Source organism: Actinoplanes sp. NPDC049598 (assembly GCF_040675435.1).
Taxonomy (GTDB): Bacteria; Actinomycetota; Actinomycetes; order Mycobacteriales; family Micromonosporaceae; genus Actinoplanes.
The window spans coordinates 43,932-62,164 of the sequence record NZ_JBFAOX010000002.1; the positions used below are offsets into that span (position 1 = coordinate 43,932).

23 protein-coding genes are annotated in these 18,233 nt (G+C 70.2%); 9 read left to right on the forward strand and 14 right to left on the reverse strand.

Annotated elements, in window-relative coordinates; all coding sequences use genetic code 11:
- Positions 1–30: 30 nt before the first annotated feature.
- Together AB0J66_RS06005 and AB0J66_RS06010 are read right to left on the reverse strand one after the other, a co-directional pair.
- Positions 31–168, reverse strand: a complete 138-nt coding sequence (locus AB0J66_RS06005; RefSeq protein ID WP_364656105.1) for a hypothetical protein — start codon at positions 166–168, stop codon at positions 31–33.
- 251 nt (positions 169–419) lie between these two features.
- Positions 420–743: a putative quinol monooxygenase gene (locus AB0J66_RS06010; protein ID WP_364656107.1), complete on the reverse strand. Its 324-nt coding sequence runs from the start codon at positions 741–743 to the stop codon at positions 420–422.
- A 68-nt stretch (positions 744–811) separates the two neighbouring features.
- Here AB0J66_RS06010 and AB0J66_RS06015 point away from each other — a divergent pair, with 68 nt between their 5' ends.
- Positions 812–1,585 carry an IclR family transcriptional regulator C-terminal domain-containing protein gene (locus tag AB0J66_RS06015; RefSeq protein ID WP_364656109.1) on the forward strand — a complete coding sequence of 258 codons (774 nt, stop codon included), beginning with the start codon at positions 812–814 and terminating at the stop codon, positions 1,583–1,585.
- Here AB0J66_RS06015 and AB0J66_RS06020 read toward each other — a convergent pair.
- The 3 genes from AB0J66_RS06020 to AB0J66_RS06030 form a co-directional block, all read right to left on the reverse strand.
- Entirely contained in the window at positions 1,569–1,982 is a 414-nt protein-coding gene (locus AB0J66_RS06020; protein ID WP_364656111.1) for an amidohydrolase family protein, read from the reverse strand. The two genes, AB0J66_RS06015 and AB0J66_RS06020, sit on opposite strands and share 17 nt — an antisense overlap.
- Before the next feature lie 345 nt (positions 1,983–2,327).
- On the reverse strand, positions 2,328–3,326 hold the full coding sequence (locus tag AB0J66_RS06025) for an NAD(P)-dependent alcohol dehydrogenase (RefSeq protein WP_364656112.1): 999 nt from the start codon (positions 3,324–3,326) through the stop codon (positions 2,328–2,330).
- Between the two features lie 49 nt (positions 3,327–3,375).
- Positions 3,376–5,460 carry an MMPL family transporter gene (locus AB0J66_RS06030; RefSeq protein WP_364656114.1) on the reverse strand — a complete coding sequence of 695 codons (2,085 nt, stop codon included), beginning with the start codon at positions 5,458–5,460 and terminating at the stop codon, positions 3,376–3,378.
- Positions 5,461–5,584: 124 nt separating this feature from the next.
- Between AB0J66_RS06030 and AB0J66_RS06035 the strand changes: the two genes are divergently transcribed.
- Both AB0J66_RS06035 and smpB read left to right on the forward strand, forming a co-directional pair.
- Complete coding sequence (locus tag AB0J66_RS06035) at positions 5,585–5,848, forward strand: hypothetical protein (RefSeq protein ID WP_097323815.1); 264 nt, start codon at positions 5,585–5,587, stop codon at positions 5,846–5,848.
- Positions 5,849–5,859: 11 nt separating this feature from the next.
- Complete coding sequence (smpB, locus tag AB0J66_RS06040; RefSeq protein ID WP_364656115.1) at positions 5,860–6,354, forward strand: SsrA-binding protein SmpB; 495 nt, start codon at positions 5,860–5,862, stop codon at positions 6,352–6,354.
- A 6-nt stretch (positions 6,355–6,360) separates the two neighbouring features.
- On the opposite strand, the gene AB0J66_RS06045 is transcribed toward smpB, so the two are convergent.
- On the reverse strand, positions 6,361–6,753 hold the full coding sequence (locus tag AB0J66_RS06045) for an SRPBCC family protein (RefSeq protein ID WP_364656117.1): 393 nt from the start codon (positions 6,751–6,753) through the stop codon (positions 6,361–6,363).
- 82 nt (positions 6,754–6,835) lie between these two features.
- Here AB0J66_RS06045 and AB0J66_RS06050 point away from each other — a divergent pair, with 82 nt between their 5' ends.
- Entirely contained in the window at positions 6,836–7,858 is a 1,023-nt protein-coding gene (locus AB0J66_RS06050; protein ID WP_364656119.1) for an LLM class flavin-dependent oxidoreductase, read from the forward strand.
- Here the strand turns inward: AB0J66_RS06050 and AB0J66_RS06055 are convergent.
- The gene (locus AB0J66_RS06055) at positions 7,855–8,031 is read right to left on the reverse strand and encodes a hypothetical protein (RefSeq protein ID WP_364656121.1); all 177 of its coding nucleotides are present in this window, start codon (positions 8,029–8,031) and stop codon (positions 7,855–7,857) included. The genes AB0J66_RS06050 and AB0J66_RS06055 overlap by 4 nt on opposite strands.
- 39 nt (positions 8,032–8,070) lie before the next feature.
- Here AB0J66_RS06055 and AB0J66_RS06060 point away from each other — a divergent pair, with 39 nt between their 5' ends.
- Positions 8,071–8,505, forward strand: coding sequence for a hypothetical protein (locus tag AB0J66_RS06060; protein ID WP_364656123.1), 435 nt, complete (start codon positions 8,071–8,073; stop codon positions 8,503–8,505).
- Here AB0J66_RS06060 and AB0J66_RS06065 read toward each other — a convergent pair.
- Positions 8,455–10,080, reverse strand: a complete 1,626-nt coding sequence (locus tag AB0J66_RS06065) for a PAS domain-containing protein (protein ID WP_364656124.1) — start codon at positions 10,078–10,080, stop codon at positions 8,455–8,457. The genes AB0J66_RS06060 and AB0J66_RS06065 overlap by 51 nt on opposite strands.
- Positions 10,074–10,478, reverse strand: coding sequence for a hypothetical protein (locus AB0J66_RS06070; RefSeq protein ID WP_364656127.1), 405 nt, complete (start codon positions 10,476–10,478; stop codon positions 10,074–10,076). The genes AB0J66_RS06065 and AB0J66_RS06070 overlap by 7 nt, the downstream gene beginning before the upstream one ends.
- Positions 10,479–10,571: 93 nt before the next feature.
- Here AB0J66_RS06070 and AB0J66_RS06075 point away from each other — a divergent pair, with 93 nt between their 5' ends.
- Complete coding sequence (locus AB0J66_RS06075) at positions 10,572–11,006, forward strand: MarR family transcriptional regulator (protein ID WP_364656129.1); 435 nt, start codon at positions 10,572–10,574, stop codon at positions 11,004–11,006.
- Here the strand turns inward: AB0J66_RS06075 and AB0J66_RS06080 are convergent, their stop codons facing one another.
- The 4 genes from AB0J66_RS06080 to AB0J66_RS06095 all read right to left on the reverse strand — a co-directional run bounded on the left by AB0J66_RS06080 (position 11,007) and on the right by AB0J66_RS06095 (position 14,720).
- Positions 11,007–12,152, reverse strand: coding sequence for a substrate-binding domain-containing protein (locus AB0J66_RS06080; protein ID WP_364656132.1), 1,146 nt, complete (start codon positions 12,150–12,152; stop codon positions 11,007–11,009).
- 278 nt (positions 12,153–12,430) lie between these two features.
- On the reverse strand, positions 12,431–13,435 hold the full coding sequence (locus AB0J66_RS06085) for an ABC transporter permease subunit (RefSeq protein ID WP_364656134.1): 1,005 nt from the start codon (positions 13,433–13,435) through the stop codon (positions 12,431–12,433).
- On the reverse strand, positions 13,432–14,316 hold the full coding sequence (locus AB0J66_RS06090; RefSeq protein ID WP_364656137.1) for an ABC transporter ATP-binding protein: 885 nt from the start codon (positions 14,314–14,316) through the stop codon (positions 13,432–13,434). The genes AB0J66_RS06085 and AB0J66_RS06090 overlap by 4 nt, the downstream gene beginning before the upstream one ends.
- Entirely contained in the window at positions 14,313–14,720 is a 408-nt protein-coding gene (locus AB0J66_RS06095) for a GntR family transcriptional regulator (RefSeq protein WP_364656139.1), read from the reverse strand. The genes AB0J66_RS06090 and AB0J66_RS06095 overlap by 4 nt, the downstream gene beginning before the upstream one ends.
- A gap of 72 nt (positions 14,721–14,792) precedes the next feature.
- Between AB0J66_RS06095 and AB0J66_RS06100 the strand changes: the two genes are divergently transcribed.
- Complete coding sequence (locus tag AB0J66_RS06100) at positions 14,793–15,326, forward strand: GNAT family N-acetyltransferase (RefSeq protein WP_364656141.1); 534 nt, start codon at positions 14,793–14,795, stop codon at positions 15,324–15,326.
- Here the strand turns inward: AB0J66_RS06100 and AB0J66_RS06105 are convergent.
- Positions 15,316–16,743, reverse strand: a complete 1,428-nt coding sequence (locus tag AB0J66_RS06105; protein ID WP_364656143.1) for an NAD-dependent succinate-semialdehyde dehydrogenase — start codon at positions 16,741–16,743, stop codon at positions 15,316–15,318. The two genes, AB0J66_RS06100 and AB0J66_RS06105, sit on opposite strands and share 11 nt — an antisense overlap.
- A 35-nt stretch (positions 16,744–16,778) precedes the next feature.
- On the opposite strand from AB0J66_RS06105, the gene AB0J66_RS06110 reads away from it, so the two are divergent.
- Complete coding sequence (locus tag AB0J66_RS06110) at positions 16,779–17,069, forward strand: hypothetical protein (protein ID WP_364656145.1); 291 nt, start codon at positions 16,779–16,781, stop codon at positions 17,067–17,069.
- Positions 17,012–18,220: an oligopeptide:H+ symporter gene (locus AB0J66_RS06115; protein WP_364656148.1), complete on the forward strand. Its 1,209-nt coding sequence runs from the start codon at positions 17,012–17,014 to the stop codon at positions 18,218–18,220. The genes AB0J66_RS06110 and AB0J66_RS06115 overlap by 58 nt, the downstream gene beginning before the upstream one ends.
- The last annotated feature ends 13 nt before the right edge of the window (positions 18,221–18,233 follow it).

Below are 18,233 nucleotides of genomic sequence, written 5' to 3' on the forward strand. Positions count from 1 at the left end.
CGGAAGCGAGGGAAAGCCGGCCAGCAACTGCTACAGGTGGATGACCTGGCGTGGGATGAACTCGGCGATGGTCAGCCCGACCACATCGGTGGCCGCGCCGAGGCGGTGCGGCGGTGCGGCGGTGCGGCGGTGCGACCGGGGGCGGTAGGGGTTGGGTTTCGAGCGCAACCACTCGCGCAGGTCGCCCGGGTGGGGTGAGCGTTCTGGGCGCGCAGCGCCCTGCTCGCCCCGGCCGGGCCCTCGACGGGAGTGACGGTTCGTACCCCCCTCCAACCACCCCACCGCTGCCCTTGACAGGACTAAAGGCTGCCTCCCGGCTACGACACTTTCTTGATCTTCGCCGCGTCCTCACCGATCGCCCTCGGCCCCACGAATTGAAGGGGGCACTCTGCGCGATCGGGGGAACCGGGGAAGAGTGGTCAGCGGACGGCCAGTTCGCCCAGTTCGGACCAGTCGGATTGGTCCACGTTCTGGCTGATGATCTTCGGGGTGGCCGAAAGGTAGGGCGGGAGGTCCTGTTGGGCCTGCTTGAAGTGGGCGGAGCCGACGTGGGCGGCGCCGGCGTCGCCGTCGCGGAAGGCTTCGACGAGGACGTACTCGGTGGGGTCGTCTAGGCTGCGGGACCAGTCGAACCAGAGGCAGCCGGGCTCGGAGCGGGTGGCCTGGGTGAACGGCCGGCAGATCTCCGGCCAGTTGTCGGCGTGCTCGGGCTTGATCGGGAACTTGGCGGTGATGAAGATCATCGGACGGTCCTTTCGCGCGATCAGCTAGTGGTCTTCCCTCATCCTGGCCTCCGACGCAGGCTGAGGGCATGAAGGGCGCCGGGGTGTTGCAGTCGGTCGAACGGGCCATGCGGGTGCTTGATCACTTTGCGGCGGCGGGTGGGCCGGTGACGGCGAAGGAGCTGTCCCAGGCGCTCGGCCTCACCCTGCCGACGACGTATCACCTGCTCACGACGCTGGTCGGGGGTGGCTATCTGGTGCACCTGGCCGACCAGCGGGCGTATGCGCTGGGGCACCGGGTCGACGATCTCGCGCGCGGGCTGCACCGGCAGATCGCCGTGCCGCCCGAGGTGCGCCGGGTGGCGTCGGTGGTGCACCGGGAGGCGCGGGCGGCGGCGTACTACGCGGCGCTGCGGGAGGACGAGATGATCGTGGCGCACGTCGTCGAGTGCCCGGAGCATCCGCGGATCAATCCGCTCGGGGTCGGGTTTCACCAGGTGCCGCATGCGACCGCCTTCGGGAAGTTGATGCTGGCCAGCCTGCCCGATCGGGGCCGGGCGCTCAGCGAGTTACCGGAGGTGACGGCCGCTACCGTCACCGATCCGGCGTTGCTGCAACGCCAGTTACGGCAGGTGACCGGCACCGGCCTGGCCATCGAGGTGGACGAGTTCCAGGCCGGGCTCAGCTGCATGGCCGCCCCGGTCACCGACGCCGCCGGCCGGTTCGTGGGCGCTGTGGCCATCTCGATGCCGACCCACCGGCTGCGTACGGACCGCTGGTCGGTGGAGCGGGCCGTACGGTTGGGGGCCGTGCGCGCCACCCGGGCCGTGGCGCTGGCCGAGCGGGTCAAGCGGGCACCTTGAGGTCGTAGAGGCGCGCCGCGTTCAGTCCCAGGATCTTCTCCTTCGCCGTCGGGGTCAGCAGGCCGTACTCGCTTTGCAGGTCGTCCGGGATCTGGAAGTCGGCGAATTTCTCGATGAGCCATTTCGGTTGCCACGTCGCATAGTCGCTGCCGAACAGAATGCGGTCCTCGCCGAGCCAGTACAGCAGCTCGCCGATGATCCGGGCGAAATAGCGGGGACGGCTGTGCAGGAACGGCATCGCCATGGCCAGGCCGCCGTACACATTGGGCTCCTGCGTGGCGATCCAGCAGAAGTCCTCCAGCCGCGGCAGGCCCACGTGCTCGACGATGAACCGCAGCCCGGGAAACGCCGTCGCCGCGTCGTCCACGTCGGCCACGTCGAAGGCGTCCCGGTTCATCGGATAGACCGTCGGGCCCTTGTGCACGTGAATGTTGCGGATGCCGCTCGGCCGTCGAACCGTTCTGGGCGGTGGTGGTGAAACCATTGACGAACCAGTCCGAGAGGTAGGTGGACTGAAGGATCGCCACGTCGGCGTGCCCCACCTCGAACAGGTCGTGGATGAGCCGCTGCTCGCCGAAGCGCTCGAACTCCTCCAACGGCCAGCGGTACTCCTCCGGCGACAGGTTCGCGTGGAAGTCGTACAGGCACTTGATGTGGCCCTCGCCGTACCGGTTGACCTGATTGGCCGGGCTGCCGTCCCAGAACCGGGCGTGCCCGTCGACGACGAAGTAGCCCCGGTACATCAGGGGACCAGGATCCCGCGTCCCTGCAGCCGCCCCGCCTCGAGGTCGTCCATGGCCTCGTTCACCGACGCCAGCGGGTACTGCCTGGTGTGCAGCGTGACCCGGCCCTGCGCGGCGAGCGTCATCAGCTCGTCCAGGTCGGTGTAGGAGCCGACCAGGTTGCCGATGATGTTGCGCTCGGTGGAGATCAGGTCGATGGTCGCGATGTCGATCTTCCCGCCGTACCCGATGACGAAGTAGCTGCCGGCCCGGCGGGTGATGGCCAGGCCCTCGCGCTCGGCCCCCTGCTCCCCCACGAAGTCGAGCACGACGTGGGCCGAATCGGTCAGGTCCTGCCCGGTCGCGACGACCTCGTGCGCGCCCAGCTCGGTGGCCAGCGCGCGGGCCTTCTCGTTCGGGTCGACCACGACGATCCGGGCCGCGGTCATGGCGACCAGGCACTGGATGCCGATGTGGCCGAGGCCGCCGGCCCCGATCACCACGCAGGTGGCGCCGGGGTGCAGCAGGGGCACGGCCTTGCGTACGGCGTGATAGGCCGTCAGGCCGGCGTCGGCGAGCGCGGCCACCGCGGCCGGCTCGAGCCCGCCGGCCAGCTTGACCACCGAGCGCGCACTGGTCAGCAGCAGCTCGGCCATGCCGCCGTCGGCGTCGATGCCGGGGAACCGCGAGTTCTCGCAGTGCACGTCGTCGCCGCGCCGGCACGGCCCGCACAGCCCGCAGGTCACCAGCGGGTGCAGGATCACCGCGTCGCCCGGGGCCACGTTGCTCACCGCCGAGCCGACCTCGCGGACCCAGCCCGCGTTCTCGTGGCCGATCACGTACGGCAGCTGGACGCCCGACTTCTCCGCCCACTGCCCCTCGACGATGTGCAGGTCGGTGCGGCACAATCCCGCCGCGCCGACCTGCACGAGCACATCAAACGGCCCTGTCACCTTCGGTTCGGGCACGTCGTCCACCGACGGCCGTTTCCCGTACGCGTGCACCCGCACAGCCTTCATCCCCAGTCGCCTCCTTGAGCTCGTGGAGGGACTGTGCGCCGTGCCCGCGTCAGTGCGTAAGCTCCGGTTCAGATGGTGACAACGGCTTGGGCTCCGTCTCCTCCTTGTGGGCGAGCTTGGACGGCCACCACATGTGCCGGCCGACGTCCAGGTTGAGCGCGGTCACCAGCACCGACCGGACGATCAACGTGTCGAGCAGGACGCCGAAGGCGACCGTGAAGCCGATCTGCACGAAGGCGACGAGCGGCAGGCTGGCCAGCGCGGCGAACGTGCCGGCGAGCACGATGCCGGCCGAGGTGATCACGCCGCCGGTGGCGGCCAGCCCGATCAGCGCGCCGCGGCGGGTGCCGTGCTGCTGGGCCTCCTCCCGGACCCGGGTCATCAGGAAGATGTTGTAGTCGATGCCCAGCGCGACCAGGAACACGAAGACGAACAGCGGGAACGACGTGTCCTCGGCCGGGAAGTCGAAGAGGTAGCGGAACACCAGCACGCTCACCCCGAGCGCCGCCGCGAACGACAACACCACCGTGCCGATCAGGATCAGCGGCGCCACGATCGCCCGCAGCAGCAAGGCCAGGATGATCAGCACCACCAGCAGCACGAGCGGGATGATCAGCCGGTTGTCGTGGGTGTTGGCGTTGTTGATGTCGAGCAGGGCGGCCGACGTGCCGCCGACCTTGGCGTCCGCCCCCGGCACGGCGTGCACCGCGTCGCGGACGTCCACGACGGTCTGCTGGGCCGCCTTGCTGTCGGGCGAGGCCTCGAGCGTGCCGTCGATCAGCGCCTTGCCGTCCTTGACGACCGGATCGGCCACCTCGGTGATGCCCGCGACGCCCTGGAAGGCGGTCTTGACCTCGGCCGCCGCGCCGGCGTTGGCGATCACCGTGACCGGCTGACCGCCACCGGCCGGGAAGTGCGCGGCCAGGACCTCCTCGGCCTTCACCGACGGCTTGTCGCTGGTGAACTGCTCGGCCGAGGTCAGGCCGACCGCGTTGAGCTGCAACAGGCCCAGGGCCATGGCGCCCAGGGCCAGGGCGGTGGCGATCCAGACCGTACGCGGGCGCCGCGCCATCCGGTTGCCGATCCGCGCCCAGAAGCCGGTCGCCGTCGGCTCGGCCGTGCCGAACTTGGGCTTGACCGGCCAGAACAGCCAGCGCCCGCAGATCACGAGCATGGCCGGCAGCAGCGTGACCATCGCGGCCAGGCCGACCACGACACCCAGGGCGGCCACCGGGCCCAGGCCGCTGGTGGAGTTCAGCTCGGCCAGGGTCAGGATCGACATGCCGATGGCCACGGTGGCGGCGCTGGCGATGATCGCCGGGCCGGCCCGGTGCAGGGCCAGCTGCATCGCCTCGTGCCGGTCCTCGTGGCGTCTCAGTTCCTCGCGATATCGGGCCACCAGCAGCAGCGCGTAGTCGGTGCTCGCGCCGAAGACGAGCACGGTCAGAATGCCGGCGCTCTGCGCGTTCACCACCAGGTCGGCGTACTTGGCGAGCAGATAGATCACGGCCTGGGCGGCCATCAGGGCGACGCCGGCGCTGATGATCGGGAAGAGCCAGAGGACCGGGCTCCGGTAGGTGATCAACAGGATGATCGCCACGACGATCAGGGTGGTGTAGAGCAGCGTGCCGTCGATGCCGGCGAAGGCGTCAGCCGAATCGGCCGCGTTGGCCACCGGGCCGGCGAGGTAGACGGTCGCGCTGCCCTCGGCGATCTGCCGGATCTGCTCGGCGGTGTCGGGCAGCGCCTCCCAGCCATCGTCGGTGATCTTGATCGGGACGATGGTCTGGATGGCCTGCTTGTCCTGCGACGGGATCGGCCCGATGATCTCGCCGGTCACGCCCGGGACGGCCTTCAGCTCGGCCACGTCGGCCTGCGCCTTGGTCAGATCGGCCGGCGTGACGCCGCCGGGCCGCTCGTAGATGACGATCGCGGGCGCGATGTCATCCGGCTGGAACGCCCGGCTCTCGTCGATGACCTGCGTGGACTCGGCCCCGCCGGGCAGCCAGGCCGAGTTGTCGTTCTTCTCGACGCTGCCGAGCTTGCCCGCCAGCGGCGCGGTCAGGACCAGAATCACGATCCACAGGGCCAGCACGATCCACTTGGAACGACGGCCGCAGATAAATCTCCCCATGATGAATTCCCCCCGGCGGGCAGCGTATGCCCGTAGGTGTCGCGCCCGCAGCCCCCCGGAGGCGTACCTCAGGGTTATCTCAGGGGAGATCCACTCCCGACGATGGCAGGGCATAATCCTTCGGGTGACGAACTGGGAATACGCACGGCTCGAATACCGTGCCGCGGGCACGCTCGGCGCCGACCGTTTCATGGACTGGACAGCGACCTTCCACCACCCCGGCGGCACCCTGCGCTGGGGCACCGACGAGCGCTACGACGACCTGCGCCACCTCAACCGGGCCGGGGCCGCCGGCTGGCAGGCGTACGACCGGGCCGCGATGCACGTGCACAACGAGCCGCACCGGTTGAGCAGTGTCACGTACTCCATGCGCCGCCCCGTGCCCTAGATTCGGTAGGCGTGAGCAAGGAAACCGGACGCAAGCTGATCGCCTCGAACAAGAAGGCCCGGCACGACTACGCCATCCTCAAGACGTACGAGGCGGGCCTCGTGCTGGCCGGCACCGAGGTCAAGTCGCTGCGCGAGGGCCGCGCCTCGCTGGTCGACGCGTTCGCCGGCGAGCACAACGGCGAGCTCATGCTCTACGGCCTGCACATCGCCGAGTACGGGTACGGCAGCTGGACCAACCACACCCCGCGCCGTACCCGCAAGCTCCTGCTGCACAAGTCCGAGATCGTCAAGATCCTGTCCCAGCTGCAGGACGGTAACGGGCTCACCCTGGTGCCCCTCTCGCTCTACTTCAACGAGGGCTGGGCCAAGGTCGAGCTGGGCCTGGCCCGCGGCCTCAAGTCCTACGACAAACGCCAGGTCCTCGCCAAACGCGACGCCGAGAAGGAGATCGCCCGCGAGATGGGCCGCCGCCTGAAGGGCAACACCCGCCGCCGCCTTCGCTGAAGAGAGTCAGTGGACCAGCCGGTGCAGTGCCCAGCGGGCGGCGGGTAGGTAGAGCAGCACGGCCGGGGCGGGGCCTTCGAGGGCCAGGACCGTGCGGGTGCCGAGGGGAACGGCCTCGACGGTGTGACAGAGGTGAAGGTGGATGCCGAGGGCCGTGGCGGTCCACGACCATCTCCGTACGGCAGTGTCCGGCTCGACCGACCCGATCCGGAACGTCACGGGGAAGCCGCCCGGGCCGTGGAGGGTGCCGTGGGTGCCGGGCTGCAACAACGGCGCCTCGTAGTCGACCGAGCGGATCTGCGGTGACCACTCGGGCCAGCGCGCCGGGCGGATGTAACGGTCCCAGACGTCGTCGGGCGGGCGGGGCCCGGCCGCTTCCAGCGTTCGGCGCAGAGTCATGGTGTCATCCTGGGTTCTGATATTTTCGGCCGCACGTCTCACGAGCCCAGCTGAGCACCACATATAGGGAAATATCGTACTCATGGTTACATTCGGTCTGGACACCTTCGGCGACGTCACCGCCGACAGCCACGGCAAGCGCCTTCCGTACGCGGAAGTGATCCGCAATGTCGTCGAGCAAGCGGTGCTGGCGGAGAAGGTCGGCGTCGACGCCTTCGGGCTCGGGGAGCACCACCGCGACGACTTCGCGGTCTCGGCGCCGGAGATCGTGCTGGCCGCCATCGCCTCGCGCACCTCGACGATCAAGCTGGGGACCGCGGTCACCGTGCTGAGCTCGGACGATCCCGTACGCGTCTTCGAGCGCTTCGCCACCCTCGACGCGGTGTCGAACGGGCGGGCCGAGATCATCCTGGGCCGGGGGTCCTTCACCGAGTCGTTCCCGCTGTTCGGCTTCGACCTGCACGACTACGAGAAACTCTTCGAGGAGAAGGCCGAGCTGATGGCCGAACTCCTCAAGGAGGGCCCGGTCACCTGGTCCGGCACGGTCCGCCCGCCCCTGACCGACCAGCAGGTCTACCCCAAGACCCAGTCCGGCCGCATCCCCACCTGGATCGGCGTCGGCGGCAGCCCCGAATCGGTCGTCCGCGCGGCCCGCCTCGGCCTGCCCCTCACCCTCGCCATCATCGGCGGCGAGCCCGTCCGCTTCGCCCCGTACGTCGAGCTCTACCACCACGCGCTGGGCGAATTCGGTCAGCAGGAGCAGCCGGTGGCCGCCCACTGCCCCGGCTTCGTCGCCGACACCGACGAGGAGGCCATCGACACCCTGTGGCCCCACGCCCGCACGATGCTCAACCGCATCGGCCGCGAGCGGGGCTGGCCGCCCATGGCCCGCGACCGCTTCGAACACGACGTCAAACAGGGCGCCTGGCACGCCGGCTCCCCCGAGACGGTCGCCCAGAAGATCGCCCGTACGGTCAAGGAGCTGGGCATTCAGCGCTTCGACCTCAAGTACTCGGCCGGCACGCTGCCCCACGAGCAGATGATGCGGTCGATCGAGCTGTACGGCACCCAGGTCATCCCGCGCGTCAAGGAGCTCCTGGCTTAGCGGCGAGGCTGCTGCTTGGTCACGGAGGCCGGCATCCGGATGATGGCGGTGTCGGCCTCCGTACGCGCCACGCAGTGGAAGCCGTCCGGGGTCTCCGGGTCGTAGAGCACGACGGCGTCCGCGGCGGCCAGGTTGCGGTCGAGTTGATCATGACCGTAGGCGACAGCTGCCAAGATCCGCAACGACCCCGGGGGCGTCGATAAGGTCGGCCCATGGTGGATTGGGTGCGACTTGAGTTGGACGTGGGGAAGTTCGAAGACGCTGACTTCGAGCCGTACGTGGAGCGGGCAGAGGCTTCGGGCACCAGATTGACGACGATGGCCGAGCTGGGTGACACGGCTGAACATCGGCGCATGCTCTACGACCTCAACAAGACGTGCTCGGCCGACATCCCGGACCGGGGGACGTTCTACACCTATGACGAATACATCGCGGAGCGGATCGACGTGGCCACCTTCGACCCGCGCGGCGTTGCCATCGCCATCCGGGACGGCGCCTGGATCGGGATGTCCACGACCTCTTCGCACCCGGACAAGGGGTTCGGGTTCTCCGAGATGACCGGCGTGCTGGCGGCTCGGGTTCGTCGATTTGGCTTCCTAGTAGCGGAATTTGTGTTGAGAGCTGCGCCGGTTCACCCGGGCCGGTAGTTCGTTGGGGTTGTCGCCATGGCGCAGCTGCTCGGTCGGCTCATGGCTCCGGGGGAAATCCCGCATCGTGACGACGAAGCCCTGGACCAGGCGGTCCTCGCGGAGGTCGCGGTAGGTGGCTTCGACCAGCACCTGGCTTTTGTCGGCGCGCAGCAGGGAGCAGAAGACCACGCCGTCGCCGGTGCCGCGGAAGGCCTGGCGCAGCTGGCCGCGGTCGTCGGGGTGGGCCAGGTCGTCCAGGGTGGCCAGTGGGGGGAGGTCTTCGGCGCCGAGCAGTTCGCGCAGGGAGGGGCTGGCGTAGCGGATGCGCAGGTCCTCGTCGATCACCACCGTGATGTCGGCGCTGTTGCTGATCACCGCGCGCAGGTAGAGGTCGCTGTCGCGGCGGCCGACCGCTTCGACCAGGGAGATGCGGTCCAGGGCGAGCGCCGCCTGACCGGCCAGCACCTCGAGGGTGTCGCGGGTGGCGGTGAGGGTGTCGCGGCGGCCCACCAGGATCAGGGCGCCGCCGTGGGGGCGGGCCACCGCGAGCGGTTCCAGCCACAGCGGGCAGACCAGGGTGGCGTCGTCGCCGGTCGCGTCGCCGGTCCACCAGCTGCGGGCGGAGGGGCCGGGCGGGGCTTCGAGGGTGAGCCGGCGGTCGTCGAGGACGAACTCGGTGCGGCGGATGGCGTCCGAGGGCATGAGCTCGGCGATCGCGGCCCGGACGGCCTCGTCCACGGCGTCGGGGCCGGTGGCGGCGACCAGGGCGGCGCTGGCCTGGCGCAGGCCGCGCTCCCGGGTCAGGGCCTGGCGGTTCAGGGTGACCGAGTCGGTCAGCCGGGTGATGGTCAGCAGGAGGGTGATGGCGCCGGCCACGGCGATCACCACGCCGTCGCCGACCGTGCCGGTGACCGCCTCGATCAGCAGGACGACCGGCGGGGTGGCGACGGAGAGGCCGAGCAGCGCCGCCCAGTGCCCACGCCACGGGCTCGGCCGGGGCACCGCGGGCTCGGTGAGCCGGGACATCGAGGGGTGCAGCGCGGCGGCGCCCCAGGCCAGATAGAGCACCACGAAGCCGGTCTCGCTGAGCCGGCCCGGCCACAGTGGCTGCACGATGTCGCTGACCAGCACGCCGGCCGCGCCGATGACCAGCAGCACGGCCGAGACGTTGCGGCCCACGGCGACCAGCAGGCGGGCGACGACCGCGAGCAGGAGCAGGGCGCCGAGGACGTACGATCCGGAGACGTCCCCGATCCGGCTGGCGTCGCCGACGGCGAACACCCAGACCACCAGCAGGGCCGAGCAGGCCAGGGCGAGCAGGTCGATGAGCCGGGCCCGGTCGACGAGGATGGCGCCGATGCGGGTCAGCTGCAACAGTCCGCAGGCGACGAACACGAACATGGCGTAGAAGAAGACGTCGGCCACGGCGGGCCGGTCCAATGCGGTCAGTACGTCGCCGGCGGTGCTCGCCACGATGGCGCCGGCGAGCAGCAGCCAGGGTCCGATCCGGGCCGGCCGGTGCCGACGGACCCCGTAGACGATGGCGGCCGCGCTGCCGATTCCCAGCACGGCCCATTCGATGGCCCTCAACACGCCTTACTAGTACCAGTGGGGTCGCGACGTGTCCATGCGCCCCGGGCGGCGATGGCTGTCAGCCGTGTGACGACGGCACGGCGGCGGGTGGCGGCCAAGGTGGTCAACCCCCAGCCCGAGGCCAGGGCGACGGCCCGGCCGCCCCGCGGGCTGCGGAGAGCGGCCCAGGCGAGGGCGGCGGCGGCCAGGGGCAGCACGGCGGTCGCGCGCGGGGAGTCGCGGTCGGAGCGGGCCGCGACGACGTTGATCACGCTGGCCAGGGTGGTCCAGCCCGGGAGCAGGCCGGTGCTGACGGGGACGAGGGCGGTCAGGCGAGAGGCCGGCGGTGGTGCCGCTTGGAGGCGTACGTGGGCAGTGGCGGCCAAGGCGGCGGCCGCCGGCAGCAGGTAGGGCGTCAAGGCGAACCGGCCCGACTGCGCGGCCAGCGACCAGGCGGAGTTGACCGCCTAGGCGCCGGCGAAGTGCCAGCCCGCCCCGACATCGCGTGGGCTGTGCACCATCTGGCGGCCGCGGTGGCCGAGCTCGACGCGGCCACGGCTCGGCGCATGGGGGTGAGCGCGGGCGACTTCCTCGCCCTCAAGCATCTGATGGTGGCCGGCGCCTCACTGGGCCCGGTGGAGCTCGGTCTCACCTCGGGGGCGGCCACGGGCCTGGCCGACCGGCTCGAGCGGGACGGATGGATCCGGCGCGGGCCCCACCCGGCCGACCGCCGGCGCCAGGTGCTGACAGTGACGGTCAAGATCCAGGAGACCGTGCTGTACGCGTTGAGGCCGCTGGCCGACGACATCGGGCGGGCCACCGCGAGCCTCTCCCCGGGCAGCGCGCCTGATGGCCGAGACTCTGCGCACCCTGGCCGGCGTGCACCGCGGGGCGGCGCGGTCGAGGTGAAAGGCCGGGACCGGCGAATCCGCCGGCCCCGGGCCTGACTACTGGTCTTCGTCGTCGTTCGAGGCGGCCTTGGCGACGCCGACGCCGTGGGCGGTGCAGAGCTTGGCGTAGGCGCCCTTGCACAGGTCGTTCTTCTTGACGAAGCCGGCCGCGACCACGTCGTTGACGTTCGCGATGGTGATCGCCTGCGGCGTGATCTTCTGGAACGGGATGTAGGCGCCGGACTCCGGGTCCTTGAGCTTGTCCTTGACGCTCGGCGTCTGGCCCTTGAACAGCGAGATCGCGATGTTGGCGGCGCTGAAGGCCTCCTGCTCGAGCGGCTTGTAGATGGTGACGCACTGGTCACCGCGGAGGATCGCCTGCAGGCCCTCGAGGGTCGCGTCCTGGCCGGTCACCGGGACCTTGCCGTTCAGCTTGCGCTTCTTGAGCACCTTGATGACCGCGCCGGCGATGCCGTCGTTGGCCGAGAGCACGCCCTTGATGTCCGGCGCCTGGTCGAGCATCTGGGTGAAGATCTTCTCGGCCTGCTTGGGGTCCCACTCGGGAACCCACTGGTCCGGGCCCTTCTTGGCCGTCGCGTTGTCGTAGCGCTCCTGCAGCACCGAGTCGTAGCCGTCCTTGAACAGGGTGGCGTTGTTGTCCGACCGGGAGCCGTTGAGCTCGGCGATGACCGGGTTGCTCACACCCTTCGCCGTCAGGCAGGTGCCCAGGGCGTACGCCTGCTTCTTGCCGACGTCCTCGTTGTCGAAGCTGACGTAGTAGTTGGCGCCGCCGTTGAGGGTGAGCCGGTCGTAGTCGATCGTCGGGATCTTGTTGGCCCGGGCCTTGTCCAGGACGGCCTTGCCGCTGGCCGAGTCGAGGTTGGCGATGATCAGCACCTTGACGCCGCTGTTGACCATCGACTCGCCGATCTTGACGAAGTTGGCCTTGTCGCCCTGCGCGTTCTGGATGTCGACCGGGATGCCGGCCTTGTCGAACGCCGCCTTGAGGAACTTCGGGTCGTCGTTGCCCCACCGCTGCGAGCTCACGGTGTCGGGCAGGATCACACCGACCCGGGCCTTGCCACCGCCGCTGGTGCTGGTGTTGCTACCCGCCTCGCCGGAATCCCCCGAATCGTCACACGCAGTCATGGTGGCTGTCGCCATCACACCCGCCATGGCGAGGGCCAACAGTTTCTTGCGCATGGGTTGAGACGTCCTCTCCGGTGGAACCCGAGCTGTGCCGCCCGAACGAGCGGACCCAGTATCGGATACCCGTCAATGCACTCGACAAGGGGTACGGTGCCGGAGAAGAAAATAGTTCATTTCCCGTCAGTTATCACCCTCTCATTACCCTGCGTATCGATGAGCGTGATCATGCCCAGGTCAGGCCGCCCGAAATCGCCGAATCGGACGCGGCGGCGGCGGGGCGGCCACCACCGCGCCGATCGGGTGAAGTCCGGAAGGACGGCCGGAATCGGGCGCTATGCCACTTTGCGCTGGACCCACCACAGGCTGAACGCCGACAAAAGCCCCGCCACCACCACGAGCAGCCCGAACTCGCGCCACTGCAGGGCCCAGAACCGGTCGGCCGGGATGTAGGTGACCTCCTGCCTGAGGTTCAGGGTCCCGAGGTACTCGTTGCAGGTCCGGGGGCCGGCTTCACGGCCGCACCGGGCCGGGTCGACCGGGCCGCGGTACTGCTCGCCGTCCGGCCGGACGGTGACGTTCGACAGCTCCCAGGCGCCCTGGACCGGCGCGGCCATCCGCACGGTGATGGAGTTGTCCGAGCTGATGCCCATCGACTGGATCTGCCGCGGGTCGAAGGCGACGGACGCCGTCACCGGGGTGACGAGGTGCTCCCGGATCAGGAACGGCACCGCGAGCTGAATCAGCGCGACCGCGAGCAGCGTCACCGCCATGGCCGTGACGGCCCGCCGGAGCAGCATGCCGATCAGCACCCCGGCCGCGAACCCCAGCGCCGCGTAGCCGATCGGAACGACACCCCGGCCGGTGAACAGCGCCGGCGCGAGGCGGCCGTCGTTGGCCACGTCGAACGGGGCCGCCCACCAGGTCACGACCGCGCTGAGCACGGCCGCGGTGACGACGGTGGCCAGGCCGACCCCGATCAGCTTGGTCAGGATCCAGCGCCGGCGCGACACCGTCTGGTTCCAGACCAGCCGGTGCGTGCCGGTCTCGAGCTCGCGGGCCACCAGCGGCGCGCCCCAGAAGACGCCGACGACCGCCGGCAGCGCGAACAGCCCGATCGTGCCCACCGCGTACAGCACGTTGGTCAGGCCCTTGTCGGCCTGGAGCATGAAACTGTCGGCGAGGTCGCGGCAGTCGGCCGTGCAGTCGGCGAGGCCGCTGCTCCGATAGAGGTCGAACAGGTGCGGCCCGGTCGCGGCCAGCGCGGCCGCGACGACGACGGCGAAGGCCGCCGCCGCCCAGGCCTGGACGCGGAACTGCCGCCAGGTCAGCCAGATCATCGCTTCTCCAGGACTCGGTCGCGGCCGTCGGCGCCGGCCTCGGCGGTCATGTACGCGAGGACGAGGTCCTCCAGGTCGAGCCGGTCCGACGCCCACGACGGGTCGTCGACCGGCGCGGTGCTCCGCACGACCAGGGTCGACTGCACGTCGGTGTGGCTGGCCTGGACCACGTGGCGACCGGCGCCGAGCGTGCCGGGGTCGCGGCGCGGGCCGGTCAGCCGGTGGTGGGTGCCGAGCAGCTCCTCCACGTCGCCGTGGACCCGGACCCGCGAACCGACCAGGACGATCAGGTAGTCGCAGACCCGCTCCAGATCGGCCACCAGGTGCGAGGACATGACGACGCTGGTGCCGTGCTCGGCGGCGTACGCCATCAGGCCCTGCAGGAACTCACGGCGGGCGAGCGGGTCGAGCGCGGCCACCGGCTCGTCGAGCAGCAGCAGCTCCGGCCGCTTGGCGATGGCCAGGGTGAGCGCCAGCTGGGCTCGCTGGCCGCCGGAGAGCTTGCCGGCCCGCTGGGCCGGGTCGAGGCCGAGCTCGGCAATGCGCTCCTCCGCCAGCGCCTTGTCCCAGCCCGGGTTGAGGTGGGCGCCGAACCGCAGGTGGTCGGCGACGGTCAGGTGGCCGTAGACCGGGGTGTCCTGCGCGACGAAGCCGATGCGCGGGGAGCCGGTGTGCGGGGTCTCGCCCAGCACCTCGATGGCGCCCGCGGTCGGCGTGAGCAGGCCGCAGGTGAGCTGCAGGAGCGTCGACTTGCCGGCCCCGTTCGGGCCGACCAGGCCGACCACGTGGCCGGCCGGGATGTCCAGGGTGCAGTCGCTGAGGGCGGTCCGGCGCCCGTAGCGCTTGGTCAGCCCGGTGGTGGTGACGACGGCGTCAGTCATCCCCGTCTCCCCGCTCGTTCTTCCGAAAACTCACGAAAGGTGCTGGTCAGGAGCGCCTCGACGTCCTCGTCGTCGAGACCGGCGGCCCGGGCCCGGCCGAGCCAGTCGGTGAGCTCGCGGCGCAGCGGCCCGTGGGCCGCGATCGCCTCGTCGTCGCCGGCCAGCGTGCGGGTGACGAAGGTGCCGAGGCCGGGGCGGGGCTGGACGAGACCCTCGTACTCCAGCTCGCGGTAGGCCTTGAGCACCGTGTTGGGGTTGATCGCCACGCGGGCCACCACGTCCTTGACGGTGGGCAGCCGGTCGCCCTCCTTGAGCAGGCCGAGCCGCAACGCGTGCCGAACCTGCTGGATCAACTGCAGGTAGGGCGCGACACCGGATCGCGCGTCCAGGTGAAACTCGATCATCCTTGACCCTTCTATTTAACTAGGTAACTAGCACAATAGCAGTCGACTCCAACGTGGAGGAAGATGGCGGTCATGACGCTGACGAGCCGGGTGGCCGGGATGGATGATCTGGAAGCGCTGAGACCGCTGATCGCGGCGGCGATCTCGGTGAACCAGAAGGAGTTCCTGACGCCGGAGCAGGTGGCCAGCAGCAACGCGATCATGGGGCTGGACACGCAGCTGATCGACGACAAGACCTACTTCGTCGTGCTGGAGGACGGCGAGATCGCCGGCTGCGGTGGGTGGAGCCGGCGGGCCACGCTCTACGGCGGCGACCACTCGGCCGGCCGGGACGCGGGCCTGCTGGATCCGGCGAAGGACCCGGCCAAGGTACGGGCGATGTACACGCACCCGGATCACACGCGGCGGGGCGTGGGCCGGCTGATCCTGTCGCTCTGCGAGCAGGCCGCGGCCGCGGAGGGCTTCACGACCCTGGAGCTGATGGGGACGCTGTCCGGGCAGCCCCTGTACGAGAGCTACGGCTTCACGGTGGTCGAGCGGCTCGAGGACGCCCGTGGGGGCGCCCCCGTGCCGCTCGTGCGGATGAGGAAAGCCATCACCAGTTGACGGCGATGTACTTCGACTCGAGGTACTCGAGCAGGCCCTCGTGCCCGCCCTCGCGGCCGATGCCGCTCTGCTTGACGCCGCCGAACGGCGCGGCCGGGTCGCTGACCAGGCCCCGGTTGAGCCCGACCATGCCGGCCTCGATCGCCTCGCTGACCCGCAGGCCCCGGGCCAGGTCCTGGGTGTAGACGTACGCCACCAGGCCGAACTCGGTGTCGTTGGCCAGCCGCACCGCTTCCGCCTCGTCGGTGAAGGTGACGATCGGCGCCACCGGCCCGAAGATCTCCTCCTTGAGGATCGGCGCGTCCGGGGCGACCCCGGTCAGCACGGTCGGCGGGTAGTAGTAGCCGGGGCCGTCGGGGCGCGTGCCGCCGGTGGCCGCGGTGGCCCCGCCCTGCAGGGCGTCCTTCACCAGGCTGTCCACCTTGCCGACCGTGTCCTCGTTGACCAGCGGGCCGACCTGCGTGTTCTCGTCGGTGCCGGGGCCGACCCGCAGCGCCGACATGCGCTCGGCCAGCTTCTCACTGAAGGCCGCGGCCACCGACTGCTCGACGTAGAAGCGGTTCGCGGCCGTGCAGGCCTCGCCGCCGTTGCGCATCTTGGCGATCATGGCGCCCTCGAGGGCCGCGTCCAGGTCGGCGTCGGCGAAGACCAGGAACGGCGCGTTGCCGCCCAGCTCCATCGACGTGTTGATCACGTTGTCGGCCGCCTGGGCGAGCAGGATGCGGCCGACCTCGGTCGAGCCCGTGAACGACAGTTTCCGTACCCGCGGGTCCTTGAGCATCTTGCCGACGACCTTGCCCGAGCTGCGTGAGGGCAGCACGTTGACCACGCCCGAGGGCACCCCCGCCTCGGCCAGGATGGCGGCCATGGCCAGGGCGGTCAGCGGGGTGTCGCTGGCCGGCTTGAGCACGACCGTGCAGCCGGCGGCCAGGGCCGGGCCGATCTTGCGGGTGGCCATGGCGGCCGGGAAGTTCCACGGGGTGACCAGCACGCAGACGCCGACGGGCTGACGGGTCACCAGGATCCGGTTGGCGCCCGACGGAGCGGTGGCGAAGTCGCCCGCCCCGCGCACCGCCTCCTCGGCGAACCAGCGGAAGAACTCCGCCGCGTACGTCACCTCGCCCTTGGCGTCCGTCAGGGCCTTGCCGTTCTCCAGGCTGATGAGCTTGGCCAGGTCGTCGGCCCGCTCGGTCATCAGCTCCCAGGCCCGGCGCAGCGCCTCACCGCGTACCCTCGGGGCCGTCGCCGCCCAGGCCGGGCCCGCCTCGGCCGCCGCGTCCACCGCGGCGATCGCGTCGGCCTCCGACCCGTCCGCGACCGTGGCGATCACCTCGCCCGTCGCGGGGTCCCGTACGTCGAAACGGTCCCCGGTCGAGGAGGGGACCCACTTGCCGCCGATGAAGAGTTCAGTTTCCACGCTCTTAGTCTCGTCCGGCTGGGTATCCCCCGCCAATGGTAGAGACGACGACCGAGCGCACCTTCTTCGGGCAGCCGCGCCCGCTGGCCAACCTTTTCGGGGTTGAGCTGTGGGAACGGTTCTCCTTCTACGGCATGCAGGGCATCCTGCTGATCTACCTGTACTACGAGGCGTCGCGGGGCGGGCTCGGGATCGACGAGGGCACGGCGACGTCGATCGTCGGGGCGTACGGCGGGTCGGTCTATCTGGCCACGGTGATCGGAGCCTGGTGCGCGGACGGCTCTTCGGGCCGGAGAAGGTACTGTTCGGCAGCGCGGTTCTGGTGATGTGCGGGCACATCGCGCTGGCGGTGATCCCTGACATTCCGGGCGTGGCGACGGGGCTGATCCTGATCGCGCTGGGCAGCGGCGGGGTCAAGGCCACGGCGACGGCGATCGTCGGGACGCTGTACGCCGAGGGCGACGAGCGGCGCGACGCCGGGTTCTCGCTGTTCTATCTGGGCATCAACCTGGGCGCGCTGGTCGGGCCGCTGCTGACCGGGGTGCTGCAGCAGGAGGCCGGGTTCCACTGGGGCTTCGCGCTGGCGGCGGTGGGGATGGCGCTCGGGCTCACCCAGTACGCGCTGACGCGGCGCAGCCTGCCGCCGGCGGCGAGTCGAGTGGCCAATCCGCTGCCCGCCTCCCGCCGGCCGCTGGTCGTCGGCATCGCGCTGGCGGTCATGGCGGTCGTCGCGGTGCTCGCCTTCACCGGGCTGATCCCGGCCGACCACTTGTCGGACATCGTGGTTGTTCTGTCGATCTGCGCGGCTGTGGCGTACTTCGCCGTCATCCTGTCGTCCCGCAAGATCGACTCCGTGGAACGGCGGCGGGTTTTCGCTTTCATCCCGATGTTCGTCGCGTCGGCCGCTTTCTGGTCGCTCTACCAGCAGCAATTCACCGTGGTCACGATCTATTCGGACAAGAGGCTTGACCGGGACATCTTCGGCTGGACGATGCCGGTGTCGTGGGTGCAGTCGATCAATCCGGTCTTCATCATCATCCTGTCCGGCGTCTTCGCGGCGATCTGGACCAAGCTCGGCGACCGGCAGCCGTCCACACCGGTGAAATTCGCGGCCGGCACCGCGGTCATGGGTCTGGCGTTCCTGCTGTTCCTGCCGTTCGCGGGAAACCCGAGCGTGCCGCTGCTCGGCCTGACCGGCATCCTGCTCGTCTTCACCATCGCCGAGCTGCTGCTCTCCCCCGTCGGGCTGTCGCTGTCGACCAAGCTCGCCCCGCGCGCCTTCCAGACCCAGATGGTCGCGCTGTTCTTCCTGTCGGTCGCGCTCGGCACCGCCCTGTCGGGCACGCTGGCCGGCTACTACAGCGAGGACCACGAGGTCGCGTATTTCGGGATCCTGGGCCTGATCGCCATCGTCCTCGGCGGCGTGCTGTTCGCGCTGAGCCCGTGGCTGCGCCGCTTGATGGGCGGCGTGCGGTGAGCGCCGTCCACCA